This is a genomic window from Komagataeibacter europaeus (assembly GCF_002173515.1).
GTDB classification, from domain to species: Bacteria; Pseudomonadota; Alphaproteobacteria; order Acetobacterales; family Acetobacteraceae; genus Komagataeibacter; species Komagataeibacter europaeus.
Map to the genome: position 1 here is coordinate 2,313,867 of NZ_CP021467.1, position 16,343 is coordinate 2,330,209.

Annotated in this window: 20 protein-coding genes and 1 pseudogene; 13 read left to right on the forward strand and 8 right to left on the reverse strand. The window is 61.7% G+C overall.

Annotated elements, in window-relative coordinates; all coding sequences use genetic code 11:
* The first annotated feature begins 154 nt into the window (after positions 1-154).
* On the forward strand, positions 155-1,006 hold the full coding sequence (locus tag S101446_RS10650) for an acid phosphatase (protein WP_208620514.1): 852 nt from the start codon (positions 155-157) through the stop codon (positions 1,004-1,006).
* Positions 1,007-1,039: 33 nt separating this feature from the next.
* On the opposite strand, the gene S101446_RS10655 is transcribed toward S101446_RS10650, so the two are convergent.
* Positions 1,040-1,378, reverse strand: coding sequence for a hypothetical protein (locus S101446_RS10655; protein ID WP_010510624.1), 339 nt, complete (start codon positions 1,376-1,378; stop codon positions 1,040-1,042).
* Positions 1,379-1,437: 59 nt separating this feature from the next.
* Between S101446_RS10655 and S101446_RS18055 the strand changes: the two genes are divergently transcribed.
* The 3 genes from S101446_RS18055 to S101446_RS10665 all read left to right on the forward strand — a co-directional run bounded on the left by S101446_RS18055 (position 1,438) and on the right by S101446_RS10665 (position 3,400).
* Complete coding sequence (locus S101446_RS18055) at positions 1,438-1,590, forward strand: hypothetical protein (RefSeq protein WP_010510622.1); 153 nt, start codon at positions 1,438-1,440, stop codon at positions 1,588-1,590.
* Between the two features lie 59 nt (positions 1,591-1,649).
* Positions 1,650-2,186, forward strand: a complete 537-nt coding sequence (locus tag S101446_RS10660; protein ID WP_010510620.1) for a DUF1269 domain-containing protein — start codon at positions 1,650-1,652, stop codon at positions 2,184-2,186.
* Positions 2,187-2,278: 92 nt separating this feature from the next.
* On the forward strand, positions 2,279-3,400 hold the full coding sequence (locus S101446_RS10665) for an L-dopachrome tautomerase-related protein (protein WP_087608337.1): 1,122 nt from the start codon (positions 2,279-2,281) through the stop codon (positions 3,398-3,400).
* 10 nt (positions 3,401-3,410) lie between these two features.
* Here the strand turns inward: S101446_RS10665 and petA are convergent, their stop codons facing one another.
* Positions 3,411-4,046 carry a ubiquinol-cytochrome c reductase iron-sulfur subunit gene (petA, locus tag S101446_RS10670; protein WP_010510616.1) on the reverse strand — a complete coding sequence of 212 codons (636 nt, stop codon included), beginning with the start codon at positions 4,044-4,046 and terminating at the stop codon, positions 3,411-3,413.
* Positions 4,047-4,329: 283 nt separating this feature from the next.
* Between petA and S101446_RS10675 the strand changes: the two genes are divergently transcribed.
* From S101446_RS10675 to S101446_RS10685, 3 genes are all read left to right on the forward strand, one after another.
* Positions 4,330-4,518 carry a YqaE/Pmp3 family membrane protein gene (locus S101446_RS10675; RefSeq protein ID WP_010510614.1) on the forward strand — a complete coding sequence of 63 codons (189 nt, stop codon included), beginning with the start codon at positions 4,330-4,332 and terminating at the stop codon, positions 4,516-4,518.
* An 8-nt stretch (positions 4,519-4,526) separates the two neighbouring features.
* Positions 4,527-5,171 (forward strand): glutaredoxin 2, encoded by a 645-nt coding sequence (grxB, locus tag S101446_RS10680; protein ID WP_048849473.1) that lies wholly within the window; start codon positions 4,527-4,529, stop codon positions 5,169-5,171.
* Positions 5,172-5,275: 104 nt separating this feature from the next.
* Positions 5,276-5,467 carry a hypothetical protein gene (locus S101446_RS10685; RefSeq protein WP_087608338.1) on the forward strand — a complete coding sequence of 64 codons (192 nt, stop codon included), beginning with the start codon at positions 5,276-5,278 and terminating at the stop codon, positions 5,465-5,467.
* A 279-nt stretch (positions 5,468-5,746) separates the two neighbouring features.
* Here S101446_RS10685 and S101446_RS10690 read toward each other — a convergent pair whose 3' ends face one another.
* The 3 genes from S101446_RS10690 to S101446_RS10700 form a co-directional block, all read right to left on the reverse strand.
* Entirely contained in the window at positions 5,747-6,199 is a 453-nt protein-coding gene (locus S101446_RS10690) for a hypothetical protein (protein WP_232272424.1), read from the reverse strand.
* A 463-nt stretch (positions 6,200-6,662) separates the two neighbouring features.
* Positions 6,663-8,063 carry a cryptochrome/photolyase family protein gene (locus S101446_RS10695; RefSeq protein ID WP_087608339.1) on the reverse strand — a complete coding sequence of 467 codons (1,401 nt, stop codon included), beginning with the start codon at positions 8,061-8,063 and terminating at the stop codon, positions 6,663-6,665.
* 103 nt (positions 8,064-8,166) lie between these two features.
* A complete protein-coding gene (locus S101446_RS10700; RefSeq protein WP_244184195.1) occupies positions 8,167-8,514 on the reverse strand; it encodes a hypothetical protein in 348 nt (115 codons plus the stop codon).
* Between the two features lie 218 nt (positions 8,515-8,732).
* On the opposite strand from S101446_RS10700, the gene S101446_RS10705 reads away from it, so the two are divergent.
* From S101446_RS10705 to S101446_RS10720, 4 genes are all read left to right on the forward strand, one after another.
* Positions 8,733-9,089: a YidB family protein gene (locus S101446_RS10705; RefSeq protein WP_232272425.1), complete on the forward strand. Its 357-nt coding sequence runs from the start codon at positions 8,733-8,735 to the stop codon at positions 9,087-9,089.
* Between the two features lie 99 nt (positions 9,090-9,188).
* The gene (locus S101446_RS10710; RefSeq protein ID WP_087608341.1) at positions 9,189-9,950 is read left to right on the forward strand and encodes an SDR family NAD(P)-dependent oxidoreductase; all 762 of its coding nucleotides are present in this window, start codon (positions 9,189-9,191) and stop codon (positions 9,948-9,950) included.
* Between the two features lie 34 nt (positions 9,951-9,984).
* On the forward strand, positions 9,985-10,299 hold the full coding sequence (locus S101446_RS10715; RefSeq protein ID WP_019085358.1) for an antibiotic biosynthesis monooxygenase family protein: 315 nt from the start codon (positions 9,985-9,987) through the stop codon (positions 10,297-10,299).
* 184 nt (positions 10,300-10,483) lie between these two features.
* Positions 10,484-11,698, forward strand: coding sequence for an SMP-30/gluconolactonase/LRE family protein (locus S101446_RS10720; RefSeq protein WP_087608342.1), 1,215 nt, complete (start codon positions 10,484-10,486; stop codon positions 11,696-11,698).
* A 112-nt stretch (positions 11,699-11,810) separates the two neighbouring features.
* On the opposite strand, the gene fumC is transcribed toward S101446_RS10720, so the two are convergent.
* The 3 genes and pseudogenes from fumC to S101446_RS10735 all read right to left on the reverse strand — a co-directional run bounded on the left by fumC (position 11,811) and on the right by S101446_RS10735 (position 14,391).
* Complete coding sequence (gene fumC / locus S101446_RS10725; protein ID WP_010511056.1) at positions 11,811-13,265, reverse strand: class II fumarate hydratase; 1,455 nt, start codon at positions 13,263-13,265, stop codon at positions 11,811-11,813.
* A gap of 195 nt (positions 13,266-13,460) precedes the next feature.
* A pseudogene (locus S101446_RS17740) lies at positions 13,461-13,559 on the reverse strand (IS5/IS1182 family transposase); the annotation flags it as partial.
* Between the two features lie 202 nt (positions 13,560-13,761).
* Complete coding sequence (locus S101446_RS10735) at positions 13,762-14,391, reverse strand: LysE family translocator (protein WP_087608344.1); 630 nt, start codon at positions 14,389-14,391, stop codon at positions 13,762-13,764.
* 229 nt (positions 14,392-14,620) lie between these two features.
* Between S101446_RS10735 and S101446_RS10740 the strand changes: the two genes are divergently transcribed.
* Both S101446_RS10740 and S101446_RS10745 read left to right on the forward strand, forming a co-directional pair.
* Positions 14,621-15,439 carry a metal ABC transporter ATP-binding protein gene (locus tag S101446_RS10740; protein WP_026018545.1) on the forward strand — a complete coding sequence of 273 codons (819 nt, stop codon included), beginning with the start codon at positions 14,621-14,623 and terminating at the stop codon, positions 15,437-15,439.
* Positions 15,436-16,302, forward strand: a complete 867-nt coding sequence (locus S101446_RS10745) for a metal ABC transporter permease (RefSeq protein WP_087608345.1) — start codon at positions 15,436-15,438, stop codon at positions 16,300-16,302. Before S101446_RS10740 ends, S101446_RS10745 begins: the two co-directional genes overlap by 4 nt.
* Positions 16,303-16,343 lie beyond the last annotated feature (41 nt).

Sequence of the window (16,343 nt, forward strand, 5' to 3'; positions counted from 1 at the left end):
TGCATGCCTCCGGGCTTTGTCGCCAGCATGCCATAAAACGCGGCAGCGCAGAAGCAGCACCTGTCCTGCAACAGGATTTGCCAGTCCCTGCACCCATGCTATGCGCATGGTAGGGCCGTGGGTTGCGGCCAACAGGTGAAATGACAGGAAACAGATGCGTCTTGACCGTTGTGCCATGGCGGGTGGCCATGCCACCTGCGCCATGATGACCCTGCTGGCGGTGGTATCCGTTCAGGCCAGCGCGCATCCCCACCATCATGGCACAGGCGTCGTGCATCACCATGCGGCACAGGCCGCCGATACCGTCCCCGCGGGCCCGCCCCTGCCGGATGGACAGATTTTCCTGCCGCCCCCGCCCGGCCCGGACACGGCGCAGCGCGCGGCGGATGCCAGCATTTTCGCCGCGACCCGCGTGCTGGAGGGGACGCCACGATGGAAACTGGCGCAGGCGGATAACCGTGATACGCCCGCCCATATGGTCTCGGCCTTTTCCTGTGCGGCCGGCTTTACCTTGCCGCCGGATCACCTGCCTGAACTCGTGGGCCTGGTGACACGGATCGAACGGCGCCTGACACCTGCGGTCCATGCGCAGAAAATGCTGTGGAACCGGCCCCGTCCCTTCACCGAAGCGGAACTGTCGACCTGCATCCCGCTGCGGGCCAGCCTGCGACAGGACCCATCCTATCCTTCGCTTCATGCCACGCTGGGCTGGGTGACGGGACTGATCCTGTCTGACATCCTGCCTGAGCGGACGGCATGGATCATGCAGCGTGCCCGGGTATTCGGGGAAAGCCGGGTCGTCTGTGGCGTACAGTGGCAAAGCGACGTGATGGCCGCGTGGCTGAATGGCGGCGTGCTGTATTCCGCCATGGAACAGGATGAAGGCTTCCGTCAGGAAATGGACGCGGCCCGGGCGGAGGTCGTTGCCCTGCACCCGACCATGTCCGCGCCCCCTGCGGAAGAATGCGCGGTTGAAGCGGACGCCGCGGCCCATCCGCCCCAATAAGGGGCTGGCTGGAAAATCCGTTCAGGATACCCCTTACCGGCGTTCGGAATCCGCACCGCTGCCATCATCCGTAATCCCGGCACGCGAGGGGGAATCGGCATCCGGTTCCACCGTGCGGCTCATACGGGCAACAGCGGCGTCATCGCCAAATCCGCGCCCTGACACGCGGCGACGGGGGGCCGGATTTTCCATCAGCACGTTTTCCAGCGCCTCGGGATCGGTGCGCTCGGCTTCATCAAACAGTTCATCGGCACGGGCCTGATCGCCTGCGCGCTCGGCCTTCAGCCCGGCTTCGGCCAGCCTGCGCGCGGTGCCATGCTTGCCTTCGCCTGCATTGTCGGGACGGTCATCATCGTTCATGAAACGGGACATCGGCTTGTCTTTCCTTGCAATACATGGGTGCGTGACACCGCGACATACGGACAACACATATGACAGGGGGACGGTTCGCCACCATGTCCGTCATGAGCCGCTTCATGGCAGATGGGGTGTCCGGCCTGCGCCCGCAACCGGGCCAGACCTGCACCCCACCGGGGGCATCCATGCCTAAAAACCGCCACGGCATGAAGGATATATCCATGTAATATCATGGTGACCATCCGCCCCCACCATCCGGGGGCGGAGACATGAAATGGAGTATCCCATGTCCGATCTGATCGTTATCGGTTTTGACAGCCAGGACGAAGCCACGGCTGCCCTGACCGAATGCAAGAAGCTGGAAAAGGAATACCTGCTGGACCTGGAGGACGCGGTTGTCGTCATCCGCACCGCCGATGGCAAGCTGCACCTGCAGCAGAGCGTCAACCTGGAAAAGGTCGGCGCGTCGTATGGCCTGTTCTCTGGCGGGTTCTGGGGCGCGCTGGTTGGCCTGCTGTGCCTGAACCCGCTGGCAGGTTTTGTCGCGGGCAGCATCGTGGGTGCCGGTGCGGGCGCGATCGCAGGCAAGATGTCCGACTACGGCATTGATGACAATTTCATCAAGTCGCTGGGCGCCACCATCCCGGCCAACACGTCCGCGCTGTTCATTCTGGTGCGCAAGTCCCAGCCCGACAAGGTTCTGGCCGACCTGCGCACGTTCAAGGGCCATGCCCGCGTGCTGCAGACCTCGCTTTCTCCGGAAAACGAAAACAGGCTGCGCGCGGCCCTGGGCCAGCTGGCGGCCCCTGCCCCGGCGGCCTGAATGCCTGTCCCACATGCCGCCCGTGGCATGTGGGGCTTTGCCCACACACAGGCGTGATGACCGATCACCCCGCGTAATGATATGCTGGGCATATGCCGACCACCCGTCAGCGCCTGCGCCGCGTGTTCCTGTCATTTTTTCTGGCCATTCCGGCCGCTGTCACATGGCATGGCCCGGCACGGGCACATGAAAGACTGCATGTGCAATGGACATCCGACCGTGTCCTGAATGCCGTAGCGGTCGCCGATAACGGACGCACTTTCATCTCCTTCCCCTATTGGGGTGGGGGCGGCAGCGGCCCCACCGTTGCTGAAATCGACGCAGGCGGCCAGCCCCATGCCTTCCCCGATGCACGCTGGAACCATCCCGACGGGACAAGGGACGACCTGCAGCCCTTCGTGCGCGTCAACGCCCTGCGCATCGGCCCGGACGGACTGCTATGGGTCGTGGATTCAGGGAACGCGAACGTAGGGGGGCCACCCAGCCCCCACAACGGCGCACCGGCGCGCCTGCTGGCGTTTGACATAACGACCGGGCGCGTGGCGCATGCCATTTCACTCCGGGCGGCCAGTACGCCACACAGCTACATGGATGACATCCGTTTCCATGGGGATACGATTTTCGTAACCGATGCGGGGGATCCGGCGCTGGTGGTGGTCAACCTGTCCACCGGGGCACAGCGACGGGTACTGGCGCATGACCGTTCCACCACGGATGACCGCCCGATGTATGCCGAAGGCCGCATGCTGATCGCCCATGGCCGGCAGGTGCGAATCCATGCTGACCAGCTGGAAGTCTCCCCGGATGGACAGAAACTCTATTTCCAGCCCAGTTCCGGCCCGATGTGGGTGGTGCCCACGGCGGCGCTGGAAAACCCGACCCTGTCGGCAGCCGACCTGTCCCATGCCGTAACGCTGTTCCATGATACGCCCACGACGGGCGGGACAGCCATTGACGGGGATGGCAACCTGTATGTGTCGGATGTGAACAGGTTAAGTATCCTGCGCATTACACCACAGGGAAAAACCACCACGCTGATTCATGACAGGCGGCTGGTCTGGGCCGACGCCATGTGGATCGACAGCCATGGCATGCTGTGGATACCCGCCGTGCAGCTTGACCGGACCGCGACGTTCCAGCCCGATGGGGTCTCACGCCTGCATTTGCCGGTTGCGATCTATACCATGGACCTGCACCTGAAACCCGTGCGCTAGGCCACCGGGATCAGAGCTGCTGGATACCGGCGAAATCGAAATCCTGCCCCGCCGGGTTTTCACCCAGCCGGATAACGGTGGGCGATGGCATGCTGTAGGGCGGGACCGGCAGGTTGTACGGGGCGGGCGCGCCACGGAACACACGCCCGGCCAGATCGAATTTCGATCCATGGCAGGGACATGCATAGCCACCCGGCCAGTTGCCGCCGCCCTGCCCTTCGGGCAGGGGCTTATAGGCGGGCACACAGCCCAGATGGGTGCAGATACCCACCACCACGCCATAGCGCGGGTCCAGCGAACGGTGCCAGTTTCTGGCATAGGGTGGCTGCTGCCGGTCATTGGACTGCCCGTCACGCAGTCGTCCGGTCAGGGCGGCGTCCTGCAGGGCCGCGAGGGATTCGGGCGTGCGATGGGTAATGAAAACCGGCTTGCCCTGCCATGTCACAACAATCTGCTGTCCCGGTGGCAGGGCGGATATATCCACATCAACCGGCAGGTGGGCTGCCGCACTGTCGCGCGGGGCAAGGCTTTGCAGGAAGGGCCACAGGCATGCGCCCGCACCGGCGGCAGCCGTTGCGGCGGTAACAAGCCCGAGGAAATTCCGACGCCCACCGGGTGCCGATTGTGTATCCGACGCGTTTTCCATCGGAGTGTTTTTATCGCGAACCCGTTTCAAAAGAAAGGGCATACCGTATCCGGATACGTCCTTATCCACCGGTGCAAAAAGACGCAGCCAGGGGCGGGAAAGCACCGTTCCCTGGCTGTCGTGGCCCGGTCGTGCGGGGCCATGGGGCAAGGTCGTGCATGCATGGATCCGGGACATGCGTGTCATAATGATGCACGAACCGGTATCCGGGCTGTGCCGGACGGCAATTCACGCTACATTGTGCCCTGTCCCGCCCGATCGGGCATGCATGTGGAGATCAATCATGCGGCTTATCCTTGCCCTTCTGCTGCCGTGGCTACAGTTCTTTACGATTGGCCGCCCCTTTGCCGGCATCATCTGTCTTGTCCTGCAGGTGACCGTGATCGGGTGGATACCGGCCGCAATCTGGTCGGTCTATGCGCTGAGCCAGTACACCACCGATCGCAAGATCGCATCCCTGCGACGGTCCTGAAAATCCGTATGAAACTTTATATCTACGATCACTGCCCGTTCTGCGTGAAAGCCCGGATCATTTTCGGGCTCAAGCACCTGCCGGTCACCGATGTGGTGCTGCTTAATGATGATGTCAGCACGCCAACCCGGATGATCGGGCGCAAGATGGTGCCCATACTGGAAACCGACGGACATTTCATGGGCGAAAGCATGGATATCGTCGCCCATGTTGACGCCCTGGATGGCCATCCCCTGCTGACCGGGCCAACGCGCCCCGAAACAGGCCAGTGGCTACGGGACGCGCAGCAGGCCTTCATCCGCCTGGCCCTGCCCCGGTTTGCCGCAGCCCCCTTTGCAGAATTCGCAACGACAGGCGCGCGGCTGTATTTTATCGAAAACAAGGAAGCCATGATCGGCCCCTTCAGCACGTGCCTGGCTGAAAGCGCCGCCCTGCGGGCCAGCGTGAACGCTGACCTTGCCCGTCTTGCCAGACTGATCCAGCGCCCCGATGCGGTAAACGGCACGCTGTCTACCGATGACATTCACCTGTTTGCCCACCTGCGCAGCCTGACGATCGTGGCGGGACTCGACTGGCCCATGCCGGTGCGGGCATATTGCCAGCACATGTCACAGGCCACCGGCATCCCCTTGCTGGATCACATGGCGGCCTGAACGGTTGCACATGGGTCAGGTGGGGATACGGAAATGCATGGCAACTGTCAGGCCGTCCTGACCGTTTCCCCCGCATGACACCATGGCGGACAGGGGGACACTCCATGTCAGAATTATATGAAACCGGACAGCCGTATGAACGCCGCCGTTCCACACCGTTCGAGGTCTGGATCCGACGGTCGCTGCATGCCCGTTTCGATATGGTCTGCAGCGAGAAATTTCCTGTTGAAATCCAGGGGGAGTTTGACCTGTGCTGCGCCACCTACCCCCATATGGAACATGACGGGGACGCCTGATGGCGGGAACACATAAACAGACCGGTCAGGTGTGGATTTTTTTGGCCTGATCTGTTCCGAGTCCCGCAGTCACTTGCATAAAGTGGCCGGAAAAGAAAGCGGGGGAATCGCTCTCATGGCGGAAAATAGCCATTTATTGTCTCTTTACCGCAACACGAACCTAGATTCGCAAGCCTGAATTTGTGTTGAAGGCCTGTGGATAAGTCTGTTGACGTTTTGGGACTCAGGGCATGGAAATGCAGAGTCTTCTCTTTTTCGTGATTTGTTCCTGACCTATGTTCAGGCAGGCAGGCGCAGGATGACCGTATCGTGTTCCACTGCCTGCCATTCACGTTTCAGAATGGGCGCGCGGGCACCTTCAGACGCAACGGGATGATCAATCCGCCACGGGTTGCCATTCAGGCGCACGGCTGTCCAGCCATCGGGTTTATCGCCATCGGGCACAAGCCCGACAAGGGTCATGTCCGTCATGGGATCATAACAGGCAAACTGCCGGGCGCAGTTCTGGAACACCAGTTGCACACAGTCATGGGACTGACGCGGGCGCATCAGGTGGACCAGCAGGGTTCCACCCCGTTTTGCCGCATCATTGAATATCAGGCTACCGCCACCGGGCCGTATCTCCACCGGCAGGATGGTCACGGTCTCGGAAATGGCATGGTTGAAGACGATCGTCCCGCCATCAAGACCCAGAAGCCCATGGTTCCATCCATGCAGTTCAGACAGATTCATGCTCAGCCACGCACCGGGACAGGCAAGGATGGACCGCAGGTGGTCAGGTTGAGGTTGACTGCTTTCCCGATGGGACCGGGCCAGGACCGACCGGATCGTGGCCATGTCAAAATGACCCGCGCCAAAGATTACCTGCCCCTCGCTGTATGAAACAGCTGTTGCAGAACCGTACCGCCTGCCCATGTAGTACCATCCCCTGTCACATCCGCATGTCCCCCTGCAGGAAAGATGCCGAATAATTTTTTTGCTGATCTGCTTTGTAAAAAACTCAAAATTAAAATTTCATGCGCTTCAAATGATAAGCTATCAATACAGCCTCAGAATTTTTCAGTATGTTTCGTATTGTATTTGTTTTACGTAATTTTTACCAAACCATAAACCAGTGCAGGCTTGAATATCCGGTACGGAAATCCCTGAAAGACCTGAACATATATTAAGTTGGATGCATGGGAGCGGCCAGATGTCATAAGGCCTTCCATGCCGCAAGTGCGCGCGCGCGTCCGCCGGCAAGATCAACAATGGGCGCAGGATAGTCACCCGGGGCGGATGGTCCGGCCTTCCATGGCGCATGGATGTATTTATTGGGCAGATGGGCGATTTCCGGCACCCATTTGCGGACATAATCACCGGCGGGATCGAATTTCTCCCCCTGTGCGACGGGATTGAATACCCGGAAATAGGGGGCCGCATCCAGTCCGCACCCGGCAACCCATTGCCAGTTGAAGGGGTTGCTGGCAGCATCCGCATCCACCAGCGTATCAGCAAACCACGCCTCGCCCACACGCCAGTCAAGCAGCAGGTGCTTGGTCAGGAACGACGCCACGACCATCCGCACGCGATTATGCATCCAGCCCGTGTGCCATAACTCACGCATGCCCGCATCAATGATGGGGTAGCCGGTTTTCCCCTTCTGCCAGGCCCGCAGGGCCACCGGATCATGCCGCCAGGGCATGTTGTCGTATTCAGGGCGCAGGTTGCCGGTACCCATGCCGGGGAAGTCAAACAGGGTCGCATGCGCGAAATCCCGCCATCCCACCTCACTCAGGAAACAGGCGCTATCCTGGTCGCCCGGTCCCAAAGTCTCCACCGCGTGCCAGACCTGCCGGGGGGATACATGGCCGAAGCGCAGATAGGGCGACAGCCCCGACGTGGCAGGCTGCGCGGGCAGTTCACGCTGCGTGGCATAGCCGTGGACCCGTTCCGCGACGAAGGCATCCAGCCGGGCATGGGCCGCCGCCTCCCCCGGTTGCCACTGCGCACGCAGGCCCTGTGCCCAGTCCGGTCGCACCGGCAGCAGGGCAAGGTCGGCAGGCTGCACCAGACGGTCCCCGATTTCAGCGGGGACCACGGCAAAAGCAGGCTGGTCGGGTGCGGGCAGTGGTGGCAGGGGTGGCCCCTTTGCCTGCACGGCGCGCCACCATGGCGTGAAGACACGAAAGGGCGTGCCCTGTTTGGTCCGGACCTGCCATGGTTCATGCAGCATGTTGCCGGGGTGGCTGTGCGCATCAACGCCACGCGCCTTCAACGCCGCCTTCACGTCTGTATCCACCTGCCGGGCACGGGGGCCATAGCGCCGGTTCCACACCACCGCACCCGCGCCCGTCCGCGCGGCCAGCCACAAGACGCTTTCATGCGTATCCCCGGCCATGATGCATAACCGGCCACCCTGCGCGCGCAGGTCATGGTCCAGCGCCGACAGCGCACCATGCAGCCACCATTTTTCAGCCCCGCCCAGGGGGAAGGCCGGATCATGGACATACAGGCACACGACCCGCCCCCGTGACGCGGCATCACACAGGGCGGGATTGTCCCCAAGACGCAGGTCGTCGCGGAACCACATGATGGTCGGGGCGGTGTCAGGCATGGTTGGCTGTATTCCGCTCGGGTTGATGCGCAGTCATTATGACCCTGTGTGGGACACAAGTCCCCGGCCAGTCAAATACGGCGCGACCCGTGCGGGGGCGCGTTCAGTGCGTTGGGGCGACTTCCCGGGCCACGGCGGCATCTTCCTGCTTGTGTTCCGCGTCCTGCGCCTCGTCATCCTCGAACATGGCGCGACATTTGGGGGAAAGCTGGCTGAGCTTGCTTTCCAGGCATTCCGTCATCAGTTTTTCATTCGGAATGTCAAGAAAGCATAGCCGGAACACATCATTCTTGCACGCACTGGCCTGGTCCTCGCGCCCTGCGGCATGGGCACCGGTACTGGCCAGCACGACGGCCATGGTAAAATGGACTGTCCAGATCAGGCCGTGCGTTCCGTAACGGCACACGGCGGGAATGCATTGCATCGGGCTGTCTCCCTTCAGAAATGACATGGCAATTTTTGTTATATCATCCAGCGCATTGCACTTTGCCGCCTGAGTCAAGACACATCCACGCAGTGCAGCCATCATGACAGGATGAATGGATGGCGCGGGGAAAGTTCCCGCAGTCTTTTGCGCCTGACTTCATAAATCCGTGATGGGACAAATCCCGTCCATCCTTCGTTGGCCCCAGTATCCCTGACCACTGATTGATGAAGGAGCATACCACCATGGCCAATGCAGCAACGGACCAGATCGGACATGCCGCAGACAAGGTTGCGGATACGCTGACGGGGGCACGCACGGATACGTCGGGCCTCATGAGTGCGGTCATTGCCTATATGGGCGACGCTGACAGCCCCGGACGGCGCGAACTGCATGATCGGGCGCGCAAGGCGGGGCTGGCGGCGCAGGTCACGCAGTGGGAAAACCACCCGACCAATACCCCGGCCGATGAAAATGTGGTGACCCGTCTGATCCCCGCCCCGGTCATCGAGCGTTTCTCCGCCGAGACGGGATTATCCCGCAACGCCACCATCAAGGGCCTGTCCGACCTGCTGCCCCACCTGTCGCGACTGGATGGCTGATATACGCCCATGACCTGCGGGGGGCCATGTTTCCTGTTTGCATGGCCGCCCGTGGGCTTATGATCAGCCATCTGACAATTCAGCAGGCAGGACGGGTTCATGAACAGCGTCAATTCCACCCCCGCGCAATCATCCGGCGTCGTGATCGTGACGGGCGGCAGCCGGGGCATCGGGCATGCCATAAGCAGCCTGCTGGCACGTGAAGGCCATGCCGTCGCCATCAATTACGCCGCCAACGCCGCCCCGGCGGAAGAACTGGCCCGCACCATCACGGCCAGTGGCGGCCGCGCGCTGGCGATCCGGGCCGATGTCTCGAAGCCCGAAGAAATCCATGCCCTGTTCGAACGCGCGACCGAACTCGGGCCGCTTGCGGGGCTGGTCAACAATGCAGGCATTACCGGCACGAAGGTGCGCATTGATGAACAGACTGCCGAAACGCTGGATACCCTGTTCAACATCAATGTCCGCGCCACCATGCTGGCGGCGGGCGAGGCCGTGCGCCGCATGTCAACCCGCCATGGCGGAAAGGGCGGGGTGATCGTGAACCTGTCATCGGTTGCCGCCCGTCTGGGCGGGCTGCCGGGGCTGGTGCCCTATGCCGCGACCAAGGCGGCGGTCGAGACTTTCACCCGTGGCCTGGCCAACGAGGTCGCGCATGAGGGCATACGCGTCAATGCGGTCGCCCCCGGCCTGACCGCGACAGACATGGTATCGCCGGAAACCGTGAAGCTGGCGGAAACCGTCGTGCCCATGGGACGTGTCGGGCATGTGGATGAAATCGCGCAGGCGGTGGCCTTTCTCCTTTCCCCCGCATCATCATATATGACAGGAAGCGTGATGACGGTGTCCGGCGGTCGCTAAGGTCAGTCCGGCTACAGAACAGGAGAAACACAGCATGTACATTGCCATGAACCGTTTCCGTATCCCGCCTGAAAACGAACAGGAATTCCGTGAACGCTGGCTGGGGCGCGAAGTCCACCTGCGCACCGTGCCCGGCTTTGTCAGTTTCCAGTTCCTCAAGGGTCCGACGCATGAGGATTACATCCTCTATGCCTCGCACACCGTGTGGGAATCGTATGAAGCCTTTGTCGGCTGGACGCAGTCGGAACAGTTCCGCGCCGCCCATGCCCATGCGGGCAACCGCAAGCCGCTCATGGCTGGTCCCCCGGTGTTCGAGGGTTTTGAAGTCCTGCAGGATATCGAAAACTGACCTGATGGTCCCAGCCAGGAAACGAACTGACAATAACAGGAAGTTTTTGGTGAAACTTTTTTCAGAGAGCTTCTAGAAACGCCGTCTTTTTGAAAAAGGTGGCACCCGAAAACTTTTATTTGTTTTTATCAGCAGGTTATTTTCAAATAATCCTTCCATTCATAAACAGCAGAAAGACGTTTTCATGCCGCCAGCCTCCCCTGCGCTCCATCCCGGCCGGCGTGCCATACTTGCCGGGGGGCTGGCCACGGGGGGCCTGTGGGCCAGCGGACTGCACGCCCGCGCGGCAACAACCGTGGAAAACCTGCCACAACCGTCCAGCGTCATCTCAAACCCGCCGCGGCAATGGGGGGCGGATGCACCGGTCACGCCCCTGCCGGACCCGGACATACTGGTGCTGGATCCCGGCTTCGGCAATCTGGCCTATGCCAATGCCGGGCTGAAACTGGCATGGCGCGGCGGGGGATGGCTGGAGGGGCCGGCATGGAACAGCGAGGGACGATTCCTGCTGCTGAGCGACACGATCCGCGCCCAGCAGTACCGCTATCTGTGGGAAAACGGCGCGGTTTCGGTCTTTCGCGACTATTCCTACAACAGCAACGGCAATGCCTTTGATAACGAGGGCCGTCTTGTCAGCTGTGAACACGGCATGCGCCGCGTGGTCCGGTGGGAACATGACGGGTCATGCCACGTACTGGCCGACAGTTACGGCGGCGCGCCCCTGAACTCCCCCAATGACGTGGCGATCCACCCGGATGGCAGCGTCTGGTTTACCGATCCCGGTTATGGCGACACGATCGTGGAAGGCCACCCGGATGCCCCCGGCGCACCGGCCAACCGGGGCGGTGTCGAACGCTGGACGCTGGATGGGGAAGTCGTGACCCAGTTTGGCGGCCACAGGCGGCAGGAAGACCATGTCTTCCGCGTGGACCCGGCCACCGGCGATATCCGCGCCGTGCTGACGCAGCAGCAGTTGCCGGACCCGAACGGGATTGCGTTCTCTCCGGATGGAAAGATCGTCTATGTCATTTGCGATGGCCCCGGACCGGGACAGAACGGGCATGGCGGCGACCAGCATATCCATGCGGGCGACGTGGCGGGGGGCGAGGTACACAACCTGCGCCCCTTTGCCGACATGATGCTGAACGGCCACCAGATGATCCCCGATGGCATGCGCACCGACATTTTTGGCAATCTGTGGTGTGGGGCCAACGGGCCGCTGGGGCTGTGTGGCGTGGTGGTGTACAATCCCCACGGCCACATGATCGGGCGGCTGCGCCTGCCACGCGGGGTATCGAACCTGACTTTTGGCGGCCCCAAGCGCGACGTGCTGTTCATGTGCGCGGGTGACGCGCTGTTTACCCTGCAGGTCAACACGCAGGGGGCCGCGCCTTCGTAATGTCTTGTCTGGAAAATAAAAGGGTCTGGGTGCCGCCTTTTTTCAAGAAGGCGGCGTTTAACGAAGCTTTTTGAAAAAAGCCTCACCAAAAACCTTTGTCTGTTTTCAAGTATCAGGCCCCCCCTACCCCCTTGCCCACCATATCCAGCGGGCGGACAAGACGGTCGAAGGTGGCGCCATCGACAAAGCCCGAGGCAAGGGCTGCCTCGCGCAGGCTGATGTCATGTTCCATGGCCTGATGCGCGATGGCGGATGCACGGTCGTACCCGATCTCGGGACTCAGCGCCGTCACCAGCATGACTGAACCCGCCACGTAAGAATCAATGCGCTTGCGGTTCAGCTTCGTACCCTCGACTGAAAAGATCCGGAAATTATGACAGCCATCGGCAAGGATGCGGATGGCATGCAGCACGTTGGCGACAATGACCGGACGCATCACGTTCAGGTCAAGCTGTCCCTGGCTGCCTGCAAACGCCACCGTGGCGTCATTGCCCAGCACCTGCGTGCAGATCATGACCATGGCCTCGCACTGGGTCGGATTGACCTTGCCAGGCATGATGGAGGAACCGGGTTCGTTTTCCGGCAGGTGCAACTCACCAAGGCCACAGCGCGGGCCGGACCCAAGCAGGCGCATGTCATTGGCGATCTTGAGCAGCGTGACCGCCACCCCGCGCAGGCCAGCGGACGCCCGCACCATGGCGTCCAGCCCGCCAAGGGCCGCGAATTTGTTGGGCGCGGTGACAAACGGCCTGTCGGTCAGTGCGGCAATGCGCTTTGCAATGGCGCGGCTGAAACCCGGCGGGGCGTTTAGCCCGGTGCCCACCGCCGTACCACCCGCCGCAAGCTGCAGCAGGGCGGGACGCGCTGCCTCGACCGCTTCCAGCGCATCTTCAAGCTGCTGCGCCCAGCCTGACCATTCCTGCCCTACTGTCAGGGGTACGGCGTCCTGCAGGTGGGTACGGCCAATCTTGACCACCTGCATCCACTCTTCCGCCTTCGCGCGCAGGCTTTCGATCAGTTCACGCACGCGCGGCAGCAGGCGACTGTCGATTTCCAGCAGGGTTGCGACATGCATGGCGGTGGGAAAGGAATCGTTGCTCGACTGCCCCATGTTCACGTCGTCATTGGGGTGAACCGGCGTCTTGGACCCGATGGTCCCGCCCAGAAGCTGGATCGCACGATTGGCGATGACTTCATTCACGTTCATGTTCGTCTGGGTGCCCGATCCGGTCTGCCAGACAAATAGCGGGAATTCGGAATCCAGCCTGCCCGCAATCACCTCATCGGCGACACGGCTTATGGCGTCGGCCTTCCATTGCGGCATGCGTCCATCCGCCGCATTGACCTGTGCCGCGGCCTTTTTCACGATCCCGTAGGCATGGCATACCTCAATGGGCATATGGTCCCGCCCGATCGAGAAATGTACAAGACTGCGCTGTGTCTGCGCACCCCAGTAATGGTTGGCGGGGACATCAATTTCCCCCATCGAATCCTTTTCGCGCCGTGTGCCGGTGGCATCCAGCCCGATGGGGCAGTCCGTGATCGTGGGCGTGGTGGGTTCGGTCATGGTGGCGCTCCTTCCCTTTGTGGTTGCAGGGAATATGGGAACGCCACCGGGCTTTCGCGCCCCCGCCCGGCATCACAAGCGGGTGCGCGGGATTTCAGGGCGTGTCGGTGACGGAGGCACCGGTGTCGACTGCATCGGGCAATGGTTCCGCTTCAGTGATGTCCGCCCTTTGTCCAGGCGTCAGGGACAGGGCGACCGCCCATGCACATTCTTCCAGTCCCCGAACCGGACAGGCAGATCACGCCAGGCAATACCGGCGCGGTAACAATGCAGAACGACTGCGGCAAACAGACGCCTTGAAATATCCTGCCAACCATAAAGAAGTTTTTGATGAATATTTCCAGAAAGCTTCGAAAGAACACCACCTTTAAAAAAAGGCAGCACCCAGAGACTTTTATTTATATCAGTCAGGGAGTTGTTTTCAGACAGTACCAGGCCAACAGCCACGGACGGCATCATACCCTGCAACCGCACGTACAGGGCCGACCTGCGATACCTATACCTGCGTCAGGAGCAGCATGGCCCCGAACCCGATAAACACGAGTCCGGTCACAAGGCAGAAAATCCGATGCACCTCCGGCGTACGCAGCCATACGGACAGGACACGTCCACCGCTGGCATAGACCACGTACCAGAACACTTCCACCATCGCGAATGTCATCACCAGCGTGACATATTGCGGCATGCGTGGCGCGGCCGGATTGATAAACTGCGGCAGGAAGGCCGCGGCGAACAGCAGCAGCTTGGGATTGCTGATCCCGGTCAGGAAGCCGTCACGAAACAGCGCCCGCATGGTCACAGCGGGCACGCAGCCCATATCCGCCCCGTCACTGTCCGCCACATCACGCGCACGCCATACCCGGACGCCCAGAAACACCAGGTACGCCGCCCCGATCACCCGCAGCACCATGAACAGGCGTGGTGACGCCACCAGTATGCCCGCCATGCCCGCAAGCGAGGCGATGACCACCAGTACAATGGCCAGCATGCAGCCCGTCATGACGCCCACGCTACGCAGCAATCCGTACCGGATGCTGGTTGACATGACGTGCATCATGTTCGGCCCCGGCATGGCGGACAATACAAAGGCAGTGGCGGCAAACAGCAGCCATGTATGAAATGTCATCCGTCCTGCCCTGCCTGTTCATGGTGTGGGGCGACACCATGCCGCCTTCCCTTGACGGTAGGCAAGGCGATGATATAAGAATATGTTATATTATAACACTTTGGGTTCCCATGCCGCTTTCCTTTCCTGTCGCCACCCCGTCCACGGACCAAGACAACCGGACAGCCATGCAGCATCCCACCCCCGCTACATCACCTGCCCCGCTGCCCATCACATGGATGGCGCGTGCATGGTGGCAGCGTCTGGCCTGCATGACCGTGCCGTGCGGCGTATTGTGGGGGCTGATCGCGTGGGCCATCTCCATCCCATGACCGTCGGGACGACCACCGGCACGATCCGGCTGGAAGATGCGGGGGCCATGATGGGGGGACAGACAGTATGGCAACACGTGACCGGCAGTTTCCGTCCCGGCAGCATGACCGCCATTGCAGGCGCCAACGGCACGGGCAAGTCCACCCTGCTGCGCGCCATCCTTGGTGAAGTGCCGCTGGCGCATGGCACGCTCACGCGCGGGGGCCTTGGCCCACGTGATTTCGGCTATCTGCCGCAGGCCCGGATCATTGACCGGGGGTTTCCCATAAGCGTTACCGACATGGTGCTGGGTGGCGCATGGCAGCAGACAGGATTTTTTGGCGGGGCGGGGCGGGCGGTGCGCCTGCGCGCGGCCAGCGCATTGCAGCGCGTCAACCTTGGCGGGCAGGCGCAGCGCATGATCGCCGCCCTGTCGGCCGGGCAGTTCCAGCGCCTGCTGTTCGCCCGGCTGCTGATGACCGATGCACGCGTCATCGTGCTGGACGAACCCTTTACCGCGCTGGATGCGCCCACGACACGGGACCTGCTGGAACTGGTATGCGAATGGCATGCGCAGGGCCGCACCATCATTGCCGTGCTGCATGACATCCACCAGATCCGTACCTGCTTCCCCGATGTCGTGCTGCTGCATGGCGGACAGGCGACATGGGGCCGGACCCCGGACATCCTGACCCCTGTAATCCTGCAGCGCGCCTATGGCGGGACACGGGACAGGTGGACGGACATGCCATCATGAGCATCCTGTCCGCATTATGGGATCCGTTTGCGTCCTTCGGTTTCATGCGCCGCGCGCTGGTGGCGTCCATGACGCTTGGCATGGGGGCCGGGCCGGTTGGCGTGATGCTGCAACTGCGCCGCATGAGCCTGATTGGCGATGCGATGAGCCATGCGATCCTGCCCGGGGCCGCCATCGGTTTCCTGCTGGCGGGCGGCCTGTCGCTGACGGCCATGGGGATCGGGGGGATCGCGGCGGGGCTGGGTGTTGCGCTGCTGGCCGGTCTGGTCAGCAGGCGGACCCAGCTTGCCGAAGACGCCAGCTTCGCCAGCTTTTACCTGACGTCACTGGCGCTGGGCGTGCTGATCGTTTCCGCGCGGGGGTCGAATATCGACCTGCTGCATGTACTGTTCGGCACCATTCTGGGCATTGACGCATCGGCGCTGTGCCTGATGGGTGGCATCACGACGCTCAGCATCGTCATGCTGTCCATCATCTGGCGGCCACTGGTCATGGAATGTGTCGATCCCGGCTTCATGCGCATGACCGGCGGGCGCGGCGGCATTTATCACATGGTGTTCCTGTTCCTCGTGGTCATCAACCTTGTGGCGGGGTTCGAGGCGCTTGGCACCCTCATGTCGGTGGGCATGATGATGGTGCCCGCCGCGACCGCGCGGCTATGGACGCGCCGGCTGCTGCCCATGATGGTGCTGTCTGCCGCAACGGGCATGGCGGCGGGACTGATCGGGCTGCTGGTGTCCTATCACTACCGGCTGGCGGCGGGACCATCGATCATCCTGACGTGCAGCGTGCTTTATATCCTTTCCCTTGTCATGTCGCCCACGGGACTTCGCGCGGGGCGCCACGTTCATGAAACATCCTGAAAATTAAAAGTTTTTGGTGAAGCTTTTTCAGAAAGCCCCGA